Consider the following 18,459-nt stretch of genomic DNA (forward strand, 5'->3'; position numbering starts at 1 on the left):
ATCCATTGTCCTTGTTAAGACTCCAATCTAGCGAAAAGCACCAGTTATAGTCAAATAAAGCAGACTAAGTTTGCAATTATTCCGCTGTCTCCTGATTTAGAGCAAATTTACGGCAGCCATAGAGTAAGAAGTGAAAATTAATTACAAAATAACAAGTTAAATAAGTGTTAAGACTAGCGCTAAATTGTGAAGATAAAAAGATGCAGCTCAATCGAGCTGCACAGACTTTTGAGCTTAAACGCGTATTAACAGCAGTACTTGACCATCGCCTTTGAAAGCACATCAATTGTGGGGTCGATAAAGTCGAAGGATAGAAACTCATCCGGTTGGTGGGCTTGGTCGATTGACCCAGGGCCGAGCACCAAGGTTGGACACAACTGCTGTAGAAATGGTGCTTCAGTACAGTAGTTCACGGTTTCTGAACTGGTTTGGCAGATCTCTTCAACACCACCAATAAATGGGTGGTCATGTTGGCATTCGTAACCTGGAATAGGCTCATGCAATGGAATAATCTCCAGTCTCCCAGGCCATTTCGCTTCGACTTCTTTTAATGCTCCGCGCAACATGTTCTCTAAACCATCAAGACTAATGCCGGGAAGAGGACGCACGTCGTAATGCAGTTCGCAGCAACCACAAATACGGTTAGCGCTGTCACCACCATGAATGTGTCCAAGATTTAGGGTTGGGCTTGGAATGGCAAAACCCGGATGGTGATATTCTTTAATCAATTTGTCACGCAGTTGCATCATGGCGAACATGACTTCATGCATGATCTCAATAGCGTTAACGCCAAGCGCTGGGTCCGATGAGTGACCGGACTTGCCTGTTACGCGAATGGCATTTGCCACATGCCCTTTATGACCTCGAATTGGTACAAGGCTGGTGGGTTCACCAATGATGCAGTAATCCGGCTTAAATGGGGCGTTTGCTGTGAAATGTCGCGCGCCCAACATGGTGGTCTCTTCGTCACAAGTGGCTAATACGTAAAGTGGTTTGCTCTGCTTGCTCCAATCGACTTTCTTCACTGCTTCATAAATAAAGGCGAAAAAGCCTTTCATGTCTGCTGTGCCTAAACCGTAGAAGCGGTTGTCTTTTTCCGTCAGTTTATGCGGATCAAAATTCCATCGCCCTTGATCGAATGGCACGGTATCACTATGGCCAGCAAGTAAAAGGCCACCTTCTCCCTCTCCCATACGTGCGATCATATTGTGCTTGCCTGGCTCGACTTCGATCACTTCAACGCTAAAACCCAGATCTTTAAACCAAGATGCGAGTTTTTCGATGACTTTTGCATTGCCCTGATCCCAGCTCGGATCCGTGGAGCTGATAGAAGAGGTGCTGATGAGTCCTTCATAGACCTCTAGAAAAGTTGGTAATTGCATGGATTCTTCAAATCTCCTGTTGACAGACAGACCACAAAAATGTAAAACACATATTAAATCATATTTAATGAATAAAAAATCAAAATAAAGCAAAAATTAAATATGAATAGTCATTTGAGCCTTTAAGTATATGGATGTCACACAATGCTAAAAACCACGATTATTGGAGCCAGCGGTTACACCGGCGCAGAGTTAGCGTTAATGGTTAATAAACACCCACAACTCACGCTATCAGGTTTATACGTTTCCGCCAACAGTGTTGATGCGGGAAAGAGCATCGCGCAGCTGCACGGTAAGCTAGCGGGCATCATTGATATGCCAGTTTTACCACTAACGGATCCACTGCAAATCGCTCAAGAATCGGACGTGGTGTTTTTGGCAACGGCTCACGAAGTCAGCCATAATTTAGCCCCAACTTTCTTGGAGGCAGGCTGTCAGGTATTCGATTTATCGGGTGCATTCCGTGTGAAAAGTGAAGGCTTTTACGACACTTTTTATGGCTTCGCACATCAACATAACAACTGGCTAGATAAAGCAGCATACGGCTTAGCTGAGTGGAACCAAGAATCAATAAAAACCACTCCTTTGATTGCAGTAGCAGGTTGCTACCCAACCGCTTCACAGCTTGCAATCAAACCTTTATTAGAACATGCGTTGCTCGATACCAACCAATGGCCAGTGATCAACGCAACCAGTGGTGTATCAGGTGCAGGGCGTAAAGCCTCCATGGTTAACAGCTTCTGTGAAGTGAGCTTGCAACCCTATGGTGTATTTAACCATCGTCACCAGCCAGAGATTGCTCAGCACTTGGGTTGCGATGTGATTTTTACTCCGCACCTCGGCAACTTTAAACGCGGCATTCTTGCCACTATCACCATGAAGCTTGCGCAAGGTGTGACAGAAGCACAAGTGGCACAGGCGTTTGAACAAGCTTATCAAGGCAAGCCTGCGGTGCGTCTTAAAGGCGACGGTATTCCACGTATTCAGGATGTCGAAAATACCCCTTTCTGTGATATCGGCTGGAAGGTACAAGGCGAACACATCATTGTGATTTCAGCTATCGACAACCTACTTAAAGGTGCATCGAGTCAAGCGATGCAATGTCTCAATATTCATTACGGTTACCCAGAACTGACAGCGTTGCTGTAGTCGTTGAAAGAGGGAAATGCGATGACGCAAACCAATCAAGCTCCTTTAGTCATTAAGCTAGGTGGTGCAGCTCTATCATGCACTCAAACCTTAAGCCAACTTTTTGGTGCCATTGCGGCTTACCAAAAATCGGCACAGCGACAAATCGCCATCGTTCATGGCGGTGGCTACCTAGTTGATGAGTTGATGGCAAAGCTTCAGCTTGAAACCGTAAAGAAAAACGGTTTACGCGTAACACCTTACGATCAAATTCCTGTGATTGCAGGCGCGCTTGCAGGCACTGCGAATAAGTTACTTCAAGGTCAAGCGATTGCGGACGGTCTTAACGCTGTGGGCCTTAGCCTTGCGGATGGTGGTTTGTGTCTTGTTGAAGAACTTGACCCAGAACTCGGCGCGGTAGGCAAAGCATCACCGGGTGACTCAGCACTATTACAAGCGGTGCTAAACACAGGTGCACTGCCGATCATCAGTTCAATTGGTTTAACCAAAGATGGCCAGATGATGAATGTGAATGCTGATCAAGCAGCAGTCGCGGTTGCGGGCGCATTAGATGCGGAGTTAGTCCTGTTATCAGACGTGAGTGGTGTATTAGATGGAAAAGGCCATTTGATCAAAACCCTGTCAGAGCAGCAAGCTAACTCGTTGATCGATGGACATGTGATCACCGATGGCATGATCGTCAAAGTTAAAGCCGCTTTGGAGGCCGCCAATGATCTTGGCCGTCCAATTGAAGTCGCGACCTGGCGTTACCCAGAAAAATTAGCACAGTTATTCGCTGGTGAAAGTATTGGTACTCAATTCTTGCCTCAATAAGCATCAGCAAAAGAATTCAATATTAGGAAGTCGTAGTTGGCACTGACCGCCGAGCGCAGCGCCAGTTAAGTTTGGAGAAAAAACATGAGCAAAGTGAACGTAAATAAAGTGGTAGTCGCATACTCAGGCGGTCTAGATACTTCAGTAATTATCCCGTGGCTAAAAGAGAACTACGACTGTGAAGTAGTGGCTTTCGTTGCCGATGTTGGTCAAGGTGCCGAAGAGCTAGAAGGCATTGAAGCGAAAGCAAAAGCCTCTGGTGCTTCTGAGTGCTACATCGCTGACTTGAAAGAAGAAATGGTCGCAGACTACATTTACCCAACGCTAAAAACCGGCGCGTACTACGAAGGTAAGTACCTGCTAGGTACATCAATGGCGCGTCCAATCATTGCCAAAGCGCAGGTTGAAGTGGCACGTCAAGTGGGCGCGGACGCTCTGTGTCATGGCTGTACAGGTAAAGGTAACGACCAAGTACGTTTTGAAGGCGCATTCGCAGCACTAGCACCGGACTTACAAGTGATTGCACCTTGGCGTGAGTGGGACCTAGTGAGCCGTGAAGAGTGTTTGGATTACCTAGCTGAGCGTAATATTCCTTGCTCTGCGTCTCTTACTAAGATCTATTCACGTGATGCAAACGCATGGCACATTTCGACGGAAGGCGGCGTTTTAGAAGATACGTGGAACGCACCAAACGAAGACTGCTGGGTGTGGACTGTCGACCCAGAGCAAGCGCCAAATGAAGCGGAATACGTCACGCTGAAAGTAGAAAAAGGTGAAGTGGTCGAAGTTGATGGTGAAGTGATGACACCATACAACGCACTGGTTTACCTAAACGAGAAGGGCGCTAAGCACGGTGTTGGCCGTATCGATATCGTGGAAAACCGTCTTGTTGGAATGAAGTCTCGTGGTTGCTATGAAACACCGGGAGGCACCATCATGATGGAAGCGCTGCGTGCTGTAGAGCAGCTTGTGCTAGACAAATCATCATTCGAATTCCGTGAGGAGCTAGGTCTAAAAGCGTCTCACCTTGTATACGATGGCCGTTGGTTTACGCCACTATGTAAATCTATCCTTGCTGCTTCAGAAGAGCTAGCGCAAGACGTTAACGGTGAAGTGGTTGTTAAGCTTTACAAAGGTCAAGCGACAGTCACGCAAAAACGTTCTGACAACAGCTTGTATTCAGAAGAGTTCGCGACTTTTGGTGAAGATGAAGTTTACGACCAAAGCCATGCAGGTGGGTTCATCCGTCTTTACTCGCTATCAAGCCGTATTCGTGCATTGAACAGCCAGAAGAAATAATCCCTTAACATCCATCTTGGATTGAATAAAGACCCGCCATTTATAGGCGGGTCTTTTGGTTTCTAAAAGCGGGTACCTAAATTTGGCTTGAATATATATGTAAAAATATTGAATTTATACTTTATTTTTTATCGAAATTGCCGTAACGTTGACACATAAGAAAAAGTGAGCAAATGACCATCAAATTGGTTACTACTCATTCGAGAACGTTAGAGTAAGCAATAGTCATCAGGAGAGACGCAATGGCATTATGGGGCGGAAGATTTACCCAAGCGGCAGACACCAGATTTAAAGAGTTCAATGATTCGTTGCGTTTTGACTACCGATTGGCTGAGCAAGACATCGTAGGTTCAATCGCATGGTCTAAAGCTCTGCTTTCTGTTGATGTGCTATCGGCAGAAGAACAGCAAAAACTGGAACTTGCTTTAAATGAGCTGAAGTTAGAAGTGATGGAAGACCCTCACCAAATTCTTCGCTCTGATGCAGAAGATATCCACTCTTGGGTTGAACAGCAGCTAATCAGTAAAGTGGGAGATTTAGGTAAAAAACTCCACACTGGGCGTTCTCGTAATGACCAAGTCGCCACAGACTTGAAACTTTGGTGTCGTCAGCAAGGTCAGCAATTGTTGATTGCTTTAGATCGCCTACAAGCACAAATGGTCCATGTTGCTAAACAGCACCAAGGCACCGTATTGCCAGGCTATACTCATCTTCAGCGTGCTCAACCTGTAACCTTTGCTCACTGGTGCTTGGCTTATGTTGAAATGTTCGAGCGTGACTACTCTCGTCTGAATGATGCCTTACAGCGTCTCGACACTTGTCCACTTGGCTCGGGTGCTTTAGCGGGAACGGCTTATCCGATTGATCGCGAACAATTAGCACATAATCTCGGTTTCCACCGTGCTACGCGTAATTCACTAGATTCGGTTTCAGATCGTGATCATGTGATGGAACTGATGTCGGTGGCGTCGATTTCTATGCTTCACCTTTCTCGTCTTGCAGAAGATATGATCTTCTACAATTCAGGCGAGTCAAACTTCATTGAGTTAGCGGATACGGTGACATCTGGTTCGTCATTAATGCCACAGAAGAAAAACCCAGATGCACTTGAGTTGATCCGTGGTAAGACAGGGCGTGTCTATGGCGCATTATCGAGCATGATGATGACAGTTAAAGCTTTGCCATTGGCGTACAACAAAGACATGCAGGAAGATAAAGAAGGGTTGTTTGACGCTTTAGATACATGGAACGACTGCATGGAAATGGCAGCTCTGTGTTTTGACGGTATTAAAGTGAATGGCGAGCGCACACTAGAAGCGGCGAAACAAGGTTACGCAAACTCGACGGAGTTAGCTGATTACCTAGTGGCGAAAGGCATCCCATTCCGTGAAGCTCACCACATCGTCGGTGTCGCGGTCGTTGGTGCTATTGCTAAAGGTTGTGCGCTAGAAGAGCTGTCTATCGAAGAGTTAAAAGCCTTCTCAGAAGTCATTGAAGCGGATGTGTATGACATTCTGACTATCGATTCGTGTTTGGAAAAGCGTTGTGCTTTGGGGGGGGTTTCGCCTCACCAGGTCGCTTACGCGGTAGAACAAGCGGATAAGCGCCTGAGCCAGCGTGACAGCTCGGCGGTGAAAGTGCGTCCTGCACGTTTGACGGACATTGAAACGTTGGAAGGTATGGTTGCTTACTGGGCGAACCTTGGTGAGAATCTTCCGCGCTCTCGTAATGAGCTCGTGAGAGATATTGGCTCTTTTGCGGTGGCTGAGCATCATGGTGAAGTGACGGGTTGCGCTTCTCTATATGTGTATGACTCAGGGTTGGCAGAAATACGCTCTCTTGGTATCGAAGCGGGCTGGCAAGGCCAAGGGCAGGGCAGTGCGATTGTGAACTATTTGGTTGAGAAAGCGCGCCAGATGGCGATCAAGAAAGTCTTTGTTCTAACGCGAACGCCTGAGTTCTTTATGAAGCAAAGCTTTTTACCTACATCGAAGTCATTACTGCCGGAGAAAGTTCTGAAAGATTGCGATCAGTGCCCACGTCAACATGCATGTGATGAGGTAGCGCTTGAGATCAATTTAATGGAGCAAGTGATCCAAAAAACGCATGTGGCATGAACTGAAGTTGTGGAGTGATTTTATTAGCATTCAATGACATAGTCATTTTCCTGTTTACTTACATCAGTATTCGCTAAAAAAATCGAAAAAATTTGGAACCTTTGAGAGGAAGCCCGGTCTATTAAAGTACCACTGCTTTTTCTTAGAAGAATCTAAGAGAGCCCCAGAACTGACATTGGTTTTGGGGCTTTTTTCTATCTGTCACTTTTCTCTTTTTTATTGGCCTTTTTTTGTCCCTTTCGACGTTGCCAAGGCAAGATGACAAAACGCATCCATAAGTGTAGAAACAACAAAACGTTGAAAGCGAAGCCGGCAAAGATCAAAGCGATCGACTCGATGCTTTGTGGATCATCTTTGAGCGTAAACCACCACACAATCCAACACAGTACAGAAAGTACCGTCAATTGATCCAAGCATCGTTGGCAACGTCCAAGTTTTTTCCAAAACCAATGTTCCTCGCAGCGGCGACAAGTCATAGTGTTTTCCAAACCATTAGTGTTGCTTCAGATTATATATCTAACTAAATGGTGGAAAGCGTTTCTTACACGGGCTTAGAGCGCCATGACACAACCAAAAATGGAAAGTTAGCTTTGTAAAAGCTTTGTGGCACGTAATTGATGTATGGTGTGCTGTCAGTCTTTAACAGGAAATATAATGATGTCGACAGAGTTGAAACTTGCGCTGAGTATCGCTGGTGGGTTCTTTATGATCGGTGTTGTCGCGATTTATATGGTCAGCCGCTATGCAATGATGGCAGCGTAAGAGAGATTTTATTGCGCCGAAGTAGCAAAGCAAAGCCTCGTTGATGACGAGGCTTTGCTTTATATTTAGATAGAAGCCTGAAAGCGTTAGCAGCCAGGGCCGCAGTCAAGACAATGTTTCACCATTTCTGGCCCTAAGTGTAGTTTTGCATTCAAATCACGTAGAGCGGTGCGGACGCCTTCTTCAATCACTGGGTGATAGAAGGGCATATCTAACATCTCAGAAATCGTCATCCTATTTTGGTGCGCCCATGCTAAAAGGTGAGCAAGATGCTCTGCATTCGGGCCCATCATTTCTGCACCTAAAAAACGTCCAGTGCCTTGCTCTCCGTAGACATGCAGAATGCCTTTATTACGAAGCATGACGCGCGAACGTCCTTGATTTTCAAACGAGACTTCACCGGTTGCGAAACATCCACATGTGCCTAGACGTGTTTCTAGTTGTTTATATGTTTCTCCAACCATAGCAATTTGAGGGTCGGAGAACACGGCTGAAATTGGTGAGCGACGCAGACCCGCACGAATATCTGGGAAACGGCCTGCGTTGTCTCCAGCAATACGGCCTTGGTCAGCGGCTTCGTGCAGCAGTGGAATTTGGTTACTTGCATCACCTGCGATGAAGATGCTCTCTACCGAAGTTTGCAATGTGTAGTGATCCGCCGTTGGTACGCCACGTTCATCGAGAGCCACATTGGTGTTCTCGATCGCCAGCTTATCGACGTTTGGACGACGACCCGTTGCGGCCAATACGTAATCGACAACGAAAGTTTCTAATTCACCATCATGGTTGATGAATTGGATTTCGACCTTGTCTTCGCCGTCATTGCCTGACGAAGCAATGCGTTTCATACTTTCGACTTTTACATCTGCATCAAGGTAGAACTCTTCCTTAAAGGCTTTATCTGCATACGCCATCACCTCTGGGTCTGTCAGTGGGCCCACTTGTCCTCCAAGGCCAAAGAGCTTCACGTTTACTCCTAGGCGGTGTAAAGCCTGACCCAATTCAAGGCCGATGACTCCTGGGCCAAATACTGCCACTGACTCTGGTAAGTCATCCCAGTCAAATACATCATCGTTAATCACTAGGCGATCACCCAGTTCATTCCAAGCTGCCGGATATGCTGGACGAGATCCTGTCGCAATAACAATGCGCTGTGCGGTGACCTGAGTATGATCATCTATGATGAGAGTGTGGTCATCGGCAAACTTCGCGTAGCCCGATAGTTTGTCTTCAGCGGGAATATCATCGACACTTTCAAGCACAAAGCCAACAAAACGATCGCGTTCGCGCTTTACACGATCCATAACTTCTCGTCCGTTAATTCGTACTTCACCTTGCGGGTGTATCCCAAATCCAGGTGCTTTTTCGATTTGATGAACACTTTCTGCTGCCGCAATTAACAGCTTAGACGGCATGCATCCGACACGAGCACAGGTTGTTCCGTAGGGACCGCCCTCAATCATTACCACGCTGTTGGTATGAGCTTTTGCTGCTCGATAAGCACCAAGACCAGCCGTCCCGCCACCAATAATCGCTACGTCGACATTAACTTGTTTCATCGTGAACTCTCGCTTTTGTTCTAAGCCAAGCTAGCTACATTGAGCTTGGAGAGTGAATTGGATAGTTGAATCTGGATAAGTAGTCACCTTATTGGCAGATAACTACTTATCTAGACTAGTAGAAGAAGTGGTTTAGGGTTGGCCTCCGAGCCAAAGGCACCGGAGACCGAGGGTGTAGGCTATGGACAGCTTAGCCTAGATACGCTTCTAGCTCTTCGCTACCGCCGATGTGCTTGCCACCGATAAAGACTTGTGGAACAGTCGTGCGACCAGATATAGCTCGTAGACTAACTGTTGTTGCGTCTTTACCCAGAATCACTTCTTCATATTGAAGACCGTGGTCAATCAGATTTTGTTTCGCTTTCATACAGAAAGGGCAGCCTGGTTTAGTGAACACCGTGATGGACTCTTGCGTTTTGTAGTCAGGCGCTATGTAGTTCAGCATCGTATCTGCGTCTGACACCTTGAATGGGTCGCCTGGTTCGTTTGGCTCAATGAACATTTTTTCCACTACGCCATCTTTTACTAGCATACTGTAACGCCATGAACGTTTGCCAAAGCCGATGTCATTTTTATCCACTAACATACCCATGCCATCGGTGAATTCACCATTACCATCCGGGATGAAGGTAATGTTTTCTGCTTCTTGGTCTTGTTTCCATGCATTCATCACGAACGTATCATTGACCGAGACACAAATAATCTCATCCACTCCGTGCTCTTTAAATACAGGGAACAATTCGTTGTAACGAGGTAGATGGCTTGATGAACAGGTTGGAGTAAATGCACCCGGTAAGCTAAATACGATAACGGTCTTACCTTTAAATAGTTCATCGGTCGTTACATTCACCCAAGAGTCACCTTGACGAACTGGAAAAGTAACTTGAGGGACTTGTTGACCTTCTTTAGATACAAACATAATGATTTCCTTTAACTATTTTAAATTATGCGTATAGAGCTTAGCGTTTTTCGTCGCTCTGTTTCGTTTTGTTGAGCCCATTATTGTAAAAATCCTTTGATAGCTCTAATCGTTTGGTGTTATGGTTTTGATAGGTATTAGCTATTGTTAAAGAAGCGAAGCGTGAATTATGAATATTCGAGATTTTGAGTACTTAGTTGCACTTGCGGAACATAAGCACTTTCGCAAAGCGGCAGAGGCATGTTTTGTTAGCCAGCCAACATTGAGTGGGCAAATTCGTAAACTAGAGGATGAACTCGGGACCACGCTTTTAGAGCGAAGCAGCCGACGTGTTTTGTTTACCGATTCAGGGTTACAGCTGGTGGAGCAGGCTAAACGCATCTTAAGTGAAGTGAAAACCTTCAGAGATATGGCAAGCGGTCAAAGCGGAGCCATGACTGGACCGATGCATATTGGTTTCATCCCGACGGTTGGGCCTTATCTATTACCCAAAATTCTGCCGCAGATAAAAGAAGCATTTCCTGAGCTGGAGCTATTTCTGCACGAAGCTCAGACACATCAATTAGTGCGTCAATTGGAAGAAGGCAAACTAGATTGCTTAGTTTTAGCTTCGGTTGATGAAACTGCGCCATTTAAAGAGATCGAAGTGTATCAAGAGCCATTAAGTGTCGCAGTGCCATGTGACCACGAGTGGGCCTCTCTCGACCATGTTGATATGTTGGAGCTGAATGGTAAAACCGTTTTAGCGTTGGGAGACGGCCACTGTCTGCGAGATCAAGCGTTAGGTTTTTGTTTTGCCGCTGGTGCAAAAGACGATGAGCGTTTTAAAGCCACCAGCTTGGAGACGTTACGCAACATGGTTGCTGCCGGTGCGGGGATTACGTTATTGCCTCAGCTTTCTATCCCTAATGAGAAGCAAAAAGATGGCGTATGCTACGTACCAGCTGTTAACCCAACCCCCTCGCGTAATATCGTGCTCGTATACCGTCCGGGCTCACCATTACGAGCTAGGTTTGAAGCTTTAGCAGCGAAGATTAAAGAGGTGTTGGCTTCTTATCCATCATTGAATGCTGCAGCATAAAAAGCAGAAATAAAAAGGGAGAGCTTGATGCTCTCCCTTGTGCTTTTGTGATTTAGAACAGTTCTTCTGCGCCAGAACCTGAAGAATAAATACTATCTTCTAAACGGTCGCCAGCGTATTCGGTAGGCTCCGTGCCTTTTTCAAAGTATTCGAACATTGATGTGCTATCTACCTTGTGCGTTAGCATACCGCTGTTGCGATCAATACGAACTCGAATAATATCCTCTGGAATATTTTTACCTTGCTCCGGCGTCCCTTCTAGCGCAACACGCATGAAGTCAATCCAAGCAGGCTCTGCGGTTTTCGCACCCGACTCGGCACCAGAAATTTGGCCTTGCCCTAGGTTGCTGTTAACTGTGGTGCGGCCAAGTGCACGTGAGTGATCATCAAAGCCAACCCAAGCTATCGCAACGACACCAGGTCCATAGCCATTGTACCAAGCATCCTTGGAATCATTCGTTGTACCCGTTTTACCTCCGATATCACGACGACCAAGTTTTTGCGCGCGCCAGCCTGTACCATTCCAACCTGTGCCTTCACGCCAGTTACCGCCACCCCAAATGTTGCTGTACATCATCTCACGCATTAAGAATGCATTCTGTTCAGAGATAACTTGCGGTGCATATTGAGGTTCATCATTTTCAAGGGCATTGTCTGTTGCAAGGCCGTCAATTGCGACGTCTTGTTCGCCAAATTCATCAGCGTAGCGATTTTCTGGCTGCTCGCTCATTTGTGGACAATCCTTATGACAAACACTCTTTGGATTGGCTTTAAACAGTACTTCACCGAATGCATCTTCCACGCGTTCTACATAGAATGGTTCAACGTAATAACCACCGTTCGCAAACACAGAGTAACCTTGTGCCACTTTCATTGGTGTTAAGCTGCCAGCTCCGAGTGCGATGGTCTCTGAGCGCGGTACTTGGTTAATATCAAAACCGAAACGAGTAAGGTACTGACGTGTCTCCTCGAGGCCAACTTCACGGAGTGTACGCACTGCCATGACGTTTTTTGATTGAGCTAAGCCGAGGCGAAGACGCGTTGGACCACCATAAGTCGGTGGTGAGTTTTTTGGTCGCCAAGCTGAACCAGAACCTGCATCCCACTTGTTGATCGGCGCATCGTTAATCAAAGTGGCTAGAGTCAGCCCTTTGTCAATTGCTGCCGAGTAGATGAAAGGCTTGATACTTGAACCAACCTGACGCACTGACATGGTTGCACGGTTAAACTTGCTGTGAACAAAGTTGAAACCACCAACCAGCGACAATATCGCGCCATTTTCTGGGTTCATCGCAACAAACGCGGTGTTTGCTGTCGGCACTTGGCTCAGTTTCCAGCTCAGTGTTGTGTTGTCATCTTCATCGGTTTCACTTACTTCGCGAACCCAAACTTGTTGACCTGTCGCTAGCACATCATGCGCTGACTTTGGTGTTGAGCCTTGGCGGTTATCAGTAATGTACTTACGCGCCCAGTGCATTCCAGTCCAAGGGATGGTTTGCTCTTCATGGTTCTTAACCCATACTTGTGCCGTCTTATCATCGACTTTCGTCACAACCGCAGGGTAAAGGTCACCATAAGTTGGCTGTTTCTTCAGGTGCTTTTCTATTTGCTCATTGTCCCAGGCCGCTTCCCCTTCTTTCCAAAGCACACTTTCTGCACCACGGTAGCCATGACGTTCATCGTATGACAAGAGGTTATTTACCGCAGACGTATTTGCAGCATCTTGCAGTTTAGAATCCACAGTCATGTAGATATTCAAGCCAGAGGTATAAGCTTCTTCTTCACCGTATTCTTTTACTGCCCATGCACGAGCCAACTCTGCTACGTAAGGTGCGGAAAGCTCAATCTCAGCGCTATGATAACGCGCCACAATAGGCTCATTGCGTGCTTCGTCATACTGCTCTTGTGTAATGTATTTCTCATCAAGCATTCGCATTAATACAACGTTACGGCGTTTTGTTGCGCGCTCAAGAGAGTAAATTGGGTTCATGGTTGATGGCGCTTTTGGCATACCAGCGAGTGTTGCAATCTCACTTAACGTCAATTCATCAAGGCTCTTGCCAAAATACACTTGAGCGGCAGCACCAAAGCCATATGAGCGGTAACCAAGGAAGATTTTATTGACATAAAGCTCCATGATTTCTTGCTTACTTAAAAGCTGCTCAATATGGATAGCAATAAAAATCTCTTTAATCTTACGCATGATCTTCTTCTCATTAGATAAGAAGAAGTTACGAGCTAGCTGTTGCGTAATCGTACTTGCACCCTGTTTAGCCGAGCCTGAAACCGCAACAACAACAGCTGCACGAGTGATGCCGATAGGGTCGATACCAGGATGCTCATAGAAACGACTATCTTCGGTTGCGATGAGCGCGTGAATTAAGTCTTGAGGAATTTCGTCATAAGTAACAGGAATACGACGCTTTTCACCGAACTGTGCGATCAGCTTCCCGTCTTGACTAAACACCTTCATAGGTGTTTGTAATTCAACGTCTTTTAGAGTTGCAACATCTGGCAATTCAGGCTTCACGTACTGATAGAAGCCAAATATTGTGGTGACTCCAAGAATTATGCAAATCAATGTTAAAAATAATAAACGCTTTATGAACTTCACCGGAGAATCCCTGATTGGTTGAGGCTGTGTAACGGCAAACCCTTGTACTCTTAGGTCAAAAATTTAGCACATAAGAGATATTAACTCTTATTTGGATGCTAATAACAACCTTTGCACGAAGAAATTTCGGAGCGAGAGTAAGAGATGGATAAGCTAATCGTTACCGGCATCGATATAGGCCATAACAGCCTCAAAGCCGTAGTACTTAAACCCACAGGCAACAATTACGCTCTGTTGGGTTACAAAGAAATATTACTAAAGGAAGGTATTGTCGCTGAAAATAACACCATAAATCATCAAGAAATTGTAAAGACCCTCAAGCAGATAAAAAAAGAACTGCCTTTTGGCGCTAAAAAAGTTGCGATTTCAGTTCCTGATAACTCGGTAATTAGCAAGAAACTGCAAATAGAACAAAATCTTGAAGAGAGTGAAGTTGAGTTTGCAGTGATACAAGCCTTTTCTCATCAATCGCCATTCCCTGTCGAAGAGCTGAGTTTAGACTTCGTTCGTCTTCGCGCTGAGGGCGGGCAGAGTGGCAGTGATAGCTATCAAGTGTTTGCGACAAGAAAAGATGTGGTAGAAGGCCGAGTCGATGCATTACAAAAGTCCGGACTAAAACCTGTTTTAGTGGACGTGCATTCGCAAAGCCTTGGTCATATCTGGAAGCTCACCGCCGATCGCTTTCCTGACAAAAACAAATACTGCTTACTCGATATTGGCACCTTATCGAGCTCCTTCACCATGTTTACCGAACAAGGTGAACTGTTTCACAAAGAGTTTGCTTACGGCACACGCGGAGCAAACAGCGCTTCTCCAGTCGATTTTCTGTCCGATGATGCTCAGGAGAAAACAGAGCTGTTTAACCGTCAAATCATAGAGCGAGTAAAGCGCCAGATGCAGCTCTATACCTCAATCAATGGCTCACAAAACATCAAGGGTATCTGGTTATCAGGGGAAGGGGCCTCCACTCCCATGCTCGCAGAGGAGTTGTCTCAACAATTGTCGTTAGAGTGTGAATTGCTAAATCCGCTAGGGCTATTTGAGATGAAGGTGTCTAAGCGTAAGCGTCGTGCTGTGGATTGGCAGCATTTCTCAACAGCAGCCGGACTGGCCGTTCGTGGCATTCATTGGCTAGGAGGCGCCCGTGCTTTATCGCATTAATTTACTTCCTTGGCGAGAGAATCAAAGAGAAGAGCACCGACGTCGTTTCATCAGTTTGGTCGCATTAGGCATGTTGGTCGCTGTTGGCATCCAGTGGGGTATTGGAAAGTTTTTTGAGTACCAACAAGATCAACAACAGGATCGGCTCGATTACCTCACTCACTACATTGCCGAACTCGACCAGCGTATTGAAGCAATGAAAATTGCAGAGCAAGAGCACAGCAAAATCCTCGAACGTCTAAAGGTCGTTGAAGGTTTACAAAACGGACGAAACAAAACGACCGAGTTCATGAACTTAATGCCTGCCGTTATCCCTGAAGGTGTATATGTCGACAAGATCAAAATGAATGATCTGGAAATTGAGATCTCTGGGATCTCAGATAGCACTCCAAAACTTGCCACGATGCTGGACAACATGGAGCACTCGGCCAAGTTGAACGACGTAGAAATGCATTCCATCGTTCACGGCAAAGCCCGTTTTGGGAAAGAGTTTCAAACATTCAAAGTGTCTTTCATGTTCAAAGTAACGGAGAAGAAATTGGAGGCTCAACGTGGTTGATTGGCAGGATCTCGAAATAGATGAAATGGCCGAGTGGCCATTGTTGCCCCAGATTGTAGTAATCGCGCTTCTGATCATGGCGATTCAAGGCTTAGGTTATTGGTTTTACCTTAAACCGAAAGAAGAACAGTTGAATCACTTGATCCAGCAGGAGCAGACACTCAAGGTGGCATTGAAGATCAAAGCGAACAAAGTGGCAGCGTTGCCTCAGCTTCAATCTCAATTGGATGAACTTACCACTCGTTACGAGTTATTACTGCAACAACTGCCTGCGCAAAAAGAGCTGGCTACAATGCTCGCTTCAGTGAATGAGCTTGGCATCGACAATAAGCTGACTTTCACCCGAATCGACTGGGGTGAAAAACAATCAGAGCACTTCCTTTATCGTCTTCCTTTAAACATAGAGTTAACGGGCGACTTTCATGACATCGGCCATTTTTCTCAGGCGATAGCGACGCTACCTCGAATCATCACGTTTAAAGATGTGACTTGGCAACGTGTCAGCCAAGAGAGTGAAACCCTGCACTTTCGGGTGCGCGCTAACACCTATCAGTTTAAGCCGGAGGAGACGAAAAATGACAAGTAAGTCTTTGTTGCTGGTACTGATGGGTTCTCTATTGATGGGTTGCCAGGCGAATGATGAATCATTGACGGATTTTATTCGAGGAGTGGAAACACAGGCGCGTCGAGAGGTCGAGAAGCTTAAGCCCGCAGACAAATATGTTGCAGTCACGTACGCACCGGAAGTACAGCGTGCACCCTTTGAATTACCCAAAGAAGCCACTATCGCGACTCAGCCAGTTGCAAGAAAAGATTGTTGGCAACCGCCCTCAAGAAGGCGAACTGGTAAATTAGAAAAATTCCCATTAAGCCAATTACGTTTGAAAGGTGTCATGGGCATGGATAACACGGTTTCTGGCCTTGTTCAGGCTCCCAATGGCACCGTCTATAAAGTTAAGCCGGGTCAATACCTCGGACGCAATAATGGCAAAGTGACCCATGTCAGCCACTCCTACTTGTTGATTAATGAAACGTTGCCCGACGGCTTAGGATGTTGGCAAAAACGTAAAGTTAAGTTGGCTTTGAGATAGCCCCATTTATTTTTGATATTGAGTAATGAAAATGAGACAAGGATTAACACGTACACCAAGGATACTTACTGGGCTCTTCTCCTTATGGTTGTTTGTATTTTTAGCCCCTTTAGCGGCAGCTGAAGAAGTTTCGTCCAATGCCCTAAAAAGTATCGACTTTCGAACTAATAAAGATAAAGACGCCGTGATTGTCGTCGAATTGGCGTCACCGGCCGCGATTGTAGATATCAAGCGTGTACAGGAAGGGTTAAGTATCGATTTGCTTAACACTTCAGTAAAAGACGAGCAATTGTATCTCCTAGACGTGAAAGACTTTTCGACTGTGGTTGAGAGCGTAGAAGTGTTTCGCGACACCTCGACGACGCGCTTGGTTGCGCACATCAATGAAGAATACATGCATGATTACCGTTTAACGGGGCGTTTTTTGGAAATCAAAGTAGCGAAGATCAAACCCAATGAGAAAGCCCCAGATAAAAGCATTTTAGAAAGAGAAGGTAAGCTTATTTCGATTAACTTCCAAGATATTCCTGTGCGAAACGTCTTGCAGCTTATTGCTGATTACAACCAATTCAATTTGGTTGTCTCCGACTCTGTAGAAGGCAACCTCACGCTTCGTCTTGATGGTGTCCCTTGGCAGCAAGTGCTGGATATTATTTTGCAAGTTAAGGGGTTAGATAAGCGTGTTGATGGCAACGTGATTTTAGTTGCTCCGACTGATGAGCTGGACTTGCGTGAGAAGCAGCAGTTAGAAAAACAAAAACTGACGGAAGAAATGGGAGAGCTTTCATCTGAAATCATCAAAGTTAATTTTGCTAAAGCATCAGACATTGCGGAGATGATCAATGGTGAAGGAAATATCAGCATGCTGTCAGAGCGCGGCAGTATGACCATTGATGAGCGAACTAACTCGTTATTGATTAGAGAGTTACCTGAAAACATCGAGGTGATTCGAGAAATTATTGAGTCTTTGGATATTCCAGTTAAACAGGTTCAAATTGAGGCGCGTATTGTGACCATCAATGAAGGTAACATGGACGAGTTAGGGATTCGTTGGGGTTTTACGTCTATTAATGGCAGTAATACAGTGGGTGGTTCTATTGAGAACAACCTCGCCACGATCGGTCTCTATAATGGAGAAGGGGGTGATGACGGTGGTGACGGTGATGGAGTAGGGATCGATGACTTCCTAAATGTAAACTTAGCTGCAACCAGCCCGAATGCGACCAGCATTGCTTTTCAGGTCGCAAAGTTAGGTTCAGACACCTTGTTGGATCTTGAGCTTTCTGCGCTGCAACAAGAGTCTAAAGCTGAGATTATCTCGAGCCCACGTTTGATCACTACCAATAAGAAACCTGCCTATATCGAACAAGGTACAGAGATTCCTTACCTAGAGTCATCATCAAGTGGTGCAACGACGGTGACGTTCAAAAAGGCGGTATTAAGTTTGAAGGTAACCCCGCAAATCACACCGGATAACCGCTTAGTATTGGATTTAAGTGTCACGCAAGATAGACCAGGACAAGTCGTGAAGACAGGCACTGGTGAAGCTGTTGCGATTGATACTCAACGTATCGGGACGCAAGTGTTAGTGAATAACGGTGAAACGGTCGTTCTTGGTGGTATTTTTCAGCACAGCATTACTAACTCGGTGGACAAAGTGCCTTTGTTGGGCGACCTGCCGCTATTAGGTGCTCTTTTTCGTCGAAGTTATGAGAATGTTGGCAAAAGTGAGCTGTTAATTTTCGTCACGCCTAAGGTGGTGATTCAGTAGTTCTGTCTCGGGAAAAACTGATTAAATCAAAAATAAAGTTGCAATAGTGGCACCATGCTTGGATAATTTCGGGTCTTATCACGAATTATCTGTGAGGAACTGGTGCCACAAGCCTTGTAGAACAGCAGTTTAGCTGTGTTTTCTTGTGGCGATCTTATTGAATCAATGTTGTAAATTACTGC

At 45.7% G+C, this 18,459-nt stretch carries 15 protein-coding genes; 10 read left to right on the forward strand and 5 right to left on the reverse strand.

Annotated elements, in window-relative coordinates; all coding sequences use genetic code 11:
• Window positions 1–245: 245 nt before the first annotated feature.
• Entirely contained in the window at window positions 246–1,382 is a 1,137-nt protein-coding gene (argE, locus tag R7H07_RS17230; RefSeq protein ID WP_005381335.1) for an acetylornithine deacetylase, read from the reverse strand.
• A gap of 144 nt (window positions 1,383–1,526) precedes the next feature.
• Here argE and argC point away from each other — a divergent pair, with 144 nt between their 5' ends.
• From argC to argH, 4 genes are all read left to right on the forward strand, one after another.
• Entirely contained in the window at window positions 1,527–2,531 is a 1,005-nt protein-coding gene (gene argC, locus R7H07_RS17235; RefSeq protein ID WP_005381334.1) for an N-acetyl-gamma-glutamyl-phosphate reductase, read from the forward strand.
• Between the two features lie 21 nt (window positions 2,532–2,552).
• Complete coding sequence (gene argB, locus R7H07_RS17240; protein ID WP_005381333.1) at window positions 2,553–3,344, forward strand: acetylglutamate kinase; 792 nt, start codon at window positions 2,553–2,555, stop codon at window positions 3,342–3,344.
• Window positions 3,345–3,428: 84 nt separating this feature from the next.
• Window positions 3,429–4,643 (forward strand): argininosuccinate synthase, encoded by a 1,215-nt coding sequence (locus R7H07_RS17245; RefSeq protein WP_025768084.1) that lies wholly within the window; start codon window positions 3,429–3,431, stop codon window positions 4,641–4,643.
• 242 nt (window positions 4,644–4,885) lie between these two features.
• Window positions 4,886–6,760 carry an argininosuccinate lyase gene (gene argH, locus R7H07_RS17250; protein WP_005381331.1) on the forward strand — a complete coding sequence of 625 codons (1,875 nt, stop codon included), beginning with the start codon at window positions 4,886–4,888 and terminating at the stop codon, window positions 6,758–6,760.
• A gap of 194 nt (window positions 6,761–6,954) precedes the next feature.
• On the opposite strand, the gene R7H07_RS17255 is transcribed toward argH, so the two are convergent.
• From R7H07_RS17255 to R7H07_RS17265, 3 genes are all read right to left on the reverse strand, one after another.
• Entirely contained in the window at window positions 6,955–7,236 is a 282-nt protein-coding gene (locus R7H07_RS17255) for a DUF3624 domain-containing protein (RefSeq protein WP_025768083.1), read from the reverse strand.
• A gap of 372 nt (window positions 7,237–7,608) precedes the next feature.
• Window positions 7,609–9,081 carry a dihydrolipoyl dehydrogenase gene (locus R7H07_RS17260; protein ID WP_047104141.1) on the reverse strand — a complete coding sequence of 491 codons (1,473 nt, stop codon included), beginning with the start codon at window positions 9,079–9,081 and terminating at the stop codon, window positions 7,609–7,611.
• A 190-nt stretch (window positions 9,082–9,271) separates the two neighbouring features.
• Window positions 9,272–10,000, reverse strand: coding sequence for a redoxin family protein (locus R7H07_RS17265; protein ID WP_005382781.1), 729 nt, complete (start codon window positions 9,998–10,000; stop codon window positions 9,272–9,274).
• 169 nt (window positions 10,001–10,169) lie between these two features.
• Between R7H07_RS17265 and oxyR the strand changes: the two genes are divergently transcribed.
• A complete protein-coding gene (gene oxyR, locus R7H07_RS17270; protein ID WP_005381326.1) occupies window positions 10,170–11,081 on the forward strand; it encodes a DNA-binding transcriptional regulator OxyR in 912 nt (303 codons plus the stop codon).
• 52 nt (window positions 11,082–11,133) lie between these two features.
• Here the strand turns inward: oxyR and R7H07_RS17275 are convergent, their stop codons facing one another.
• On the reverse strand, window positions 11,134–13,695 hold the full coding sequence (locus R7H07_RS17275; RefSeq protein ID WP_005381325.1) for a penicillin-binding protein 1A: 2,562 nt from the start codon (window positions 13,693–13,695) through the stop codon (window positions 11,134–11,136).
• 144 nt (window positions 13,696–13,839) lie between these two features.
• On the opposite strand from R7H07_RS17275, the gene pilM reads away from it, so the two are divergent.
• The 5 genes from pilM to R7H07_RS17300 are packed head-to-tail and all read left to right on the forward strand — an operon-like array spanning window position 13,840 to window position 18,277.
• Window positions 13,840–14,856, forward strand: coding sequence for a type IV pilus biogenesis protein PilM (gene pilM / locus R7H07_RS17280; protein WP_017821733.1), 1,017 nt, complete (start codon window positions 13,840–13,842; stop codon window positions 14,854–14,856).
• On the forward strand, window positions 14,840–15,415 hold the full coding sequence (locus R7H07_RS17285) for a PilN domain-containing protein (RefSeq protein WP_206959977.1): 576 nt from the start codon (window positions 14,840–14,842) through the stop codon (window positions 15,413–15,415). Before pilM ends, R7H07_RS17285 begins: the two co-directional genes overlap by 17 nt.
• Window positions 15,408–16,001, forward strand: coding sequence for a type 4a pilus biogenesis protein PilO (locus R7H07_RS17290; protein WP_033907305.1), 594 nt, complete (start codon window positions 15,408–15,410; stop codon window positions 15,999–16,001). Before R7H07_RS17285 ends, R7H07_RS17290 begins: the two co-directional genes overlap by 8 nt.
• Window positions 15,991–16,506 (forward strand): pilus assembly protein PilP, encoded by a 516-nt coding sequence (locus R7H07_RS17295; protein WP_005382766.1) that lies wholly within the window; start codon window positions 15,991–15,993, stop codon window positions 16,504–16,506. The genes R7H07_RS17290 and R7H07_RS17295 overlap by 11 nt, the downstream gene beginning before the upstream one ends.
• Window positions 16,507–16,531: 25 nt before the next feature.
• Complete coding sequence (locus R7H07_RS17300) at window positions 16,532–18,277, forward strand: type IV pilus secretin PilQ (protein ID WP_005382765.1); 1,746 nt, start codon at window positions 16,532–16,534, stop codon at window positions 18,275–18,277.
• The last annotated feature ends 182 nt before the right edge of the window (window positions 18,278–18,459 follow it).

The organism is Vibrio sp. Vb1127 (assembly GCF_033338735.1).
Lineage (GTDB): Bacteria > Pseudomonadota > Gammaproteobacteria > Enterobacterales > Vibrionaceae > Vibrio > Vibrio alginolyticus.

What these genes read in the sequence shown, in the direction of transcription:
- argE (WP_005381335.1), bottom strand. Translation starts at nt 1,382, where the DNA reads ATGCAATTACCAACTTTTCTAGAGGTCTATGAAGGACTCATCAGCACC.
- argC (WP_005381334.1), top strand. Translation starts at nt 1,527, where the DNA reads ATGCTAAAAACCACGATTATTGGAGCCAGCGGTTACACCGGCGCAGAG.
- argB (WP_005381333.1), top strand. Translation starts at nt 2,553, where the DNA reads ATGACGCAAACCAATCAAGCTCCTTTAGTCATTAAGCTAGGTGGTGCA.
- R7H07_RS17245 (WP_025768084.1), top strand. Translation starts at nt 3,429, where the DNA reads ATGAGCAAAGTGAACGTAAATAAAGTGGTAGTCGCATACTCAGGCGGT.
- argH (WP_005381331.1), top strand. Translation starts at nt 4,886, where the DNA reads ATGGCATTATGGGGCGGAAGATTTACCCAAGCGGCAGACACCAGATTT.
- R7H07_RS17255 (WP_025768083.1), bottom strand. Translation starts at nt 7,236, where the DNA reads ATGACTTGTCGCCGCTGCGAGGAACATTGGTTTTGGAAAAAACTTGGA.
- R7H07_RS17260 (WP_047104141.1), bottom strand. Translation starts at nt 9,081, where the DNA reads ATGAAACAAGTTAATGTCGACGTAGCGATTATTGGTGGCGGGACGGCT.
- R7H07_RS17265 (WP_005382781.1), bottom strand. Translation starts at nt 10,000, where the DNA reads ATGTTTGTATCTAAAGAAGGTCAACAAGTCCCTCAAGTTACTTTTCCA.
- oxyR (WP_005381326.1), top strand. Translation starts at nt 10,170, where the DNA reads ATGAATATTCGAGATTTTGAGTACTTAGTTGCACTTGCGGAACATAAG.
- pilM (WP_017821733.1), top strand. Translation starts at nt 13,840, where the DNA reads ATGGATAAGCTAATCGTTACCGGCATCGATATAGGCCATAACAGCCTC.
- R7H07_RS17295 (WP_005382766.1), top strand. Translation starts at nt 15,991, where the DNA reads ATGACAAGTAAGTCTTTGTTGCTGGTACTGATGGGTTCTCTATTGATG.
- R7H07_RS17300 (WP_005382765.1), top strand. Translation starts at nt 16,532, where the DNA reads ATGAAAATGAGACAAGGATTAACACGTACACCAAGGATACTTACTGGG.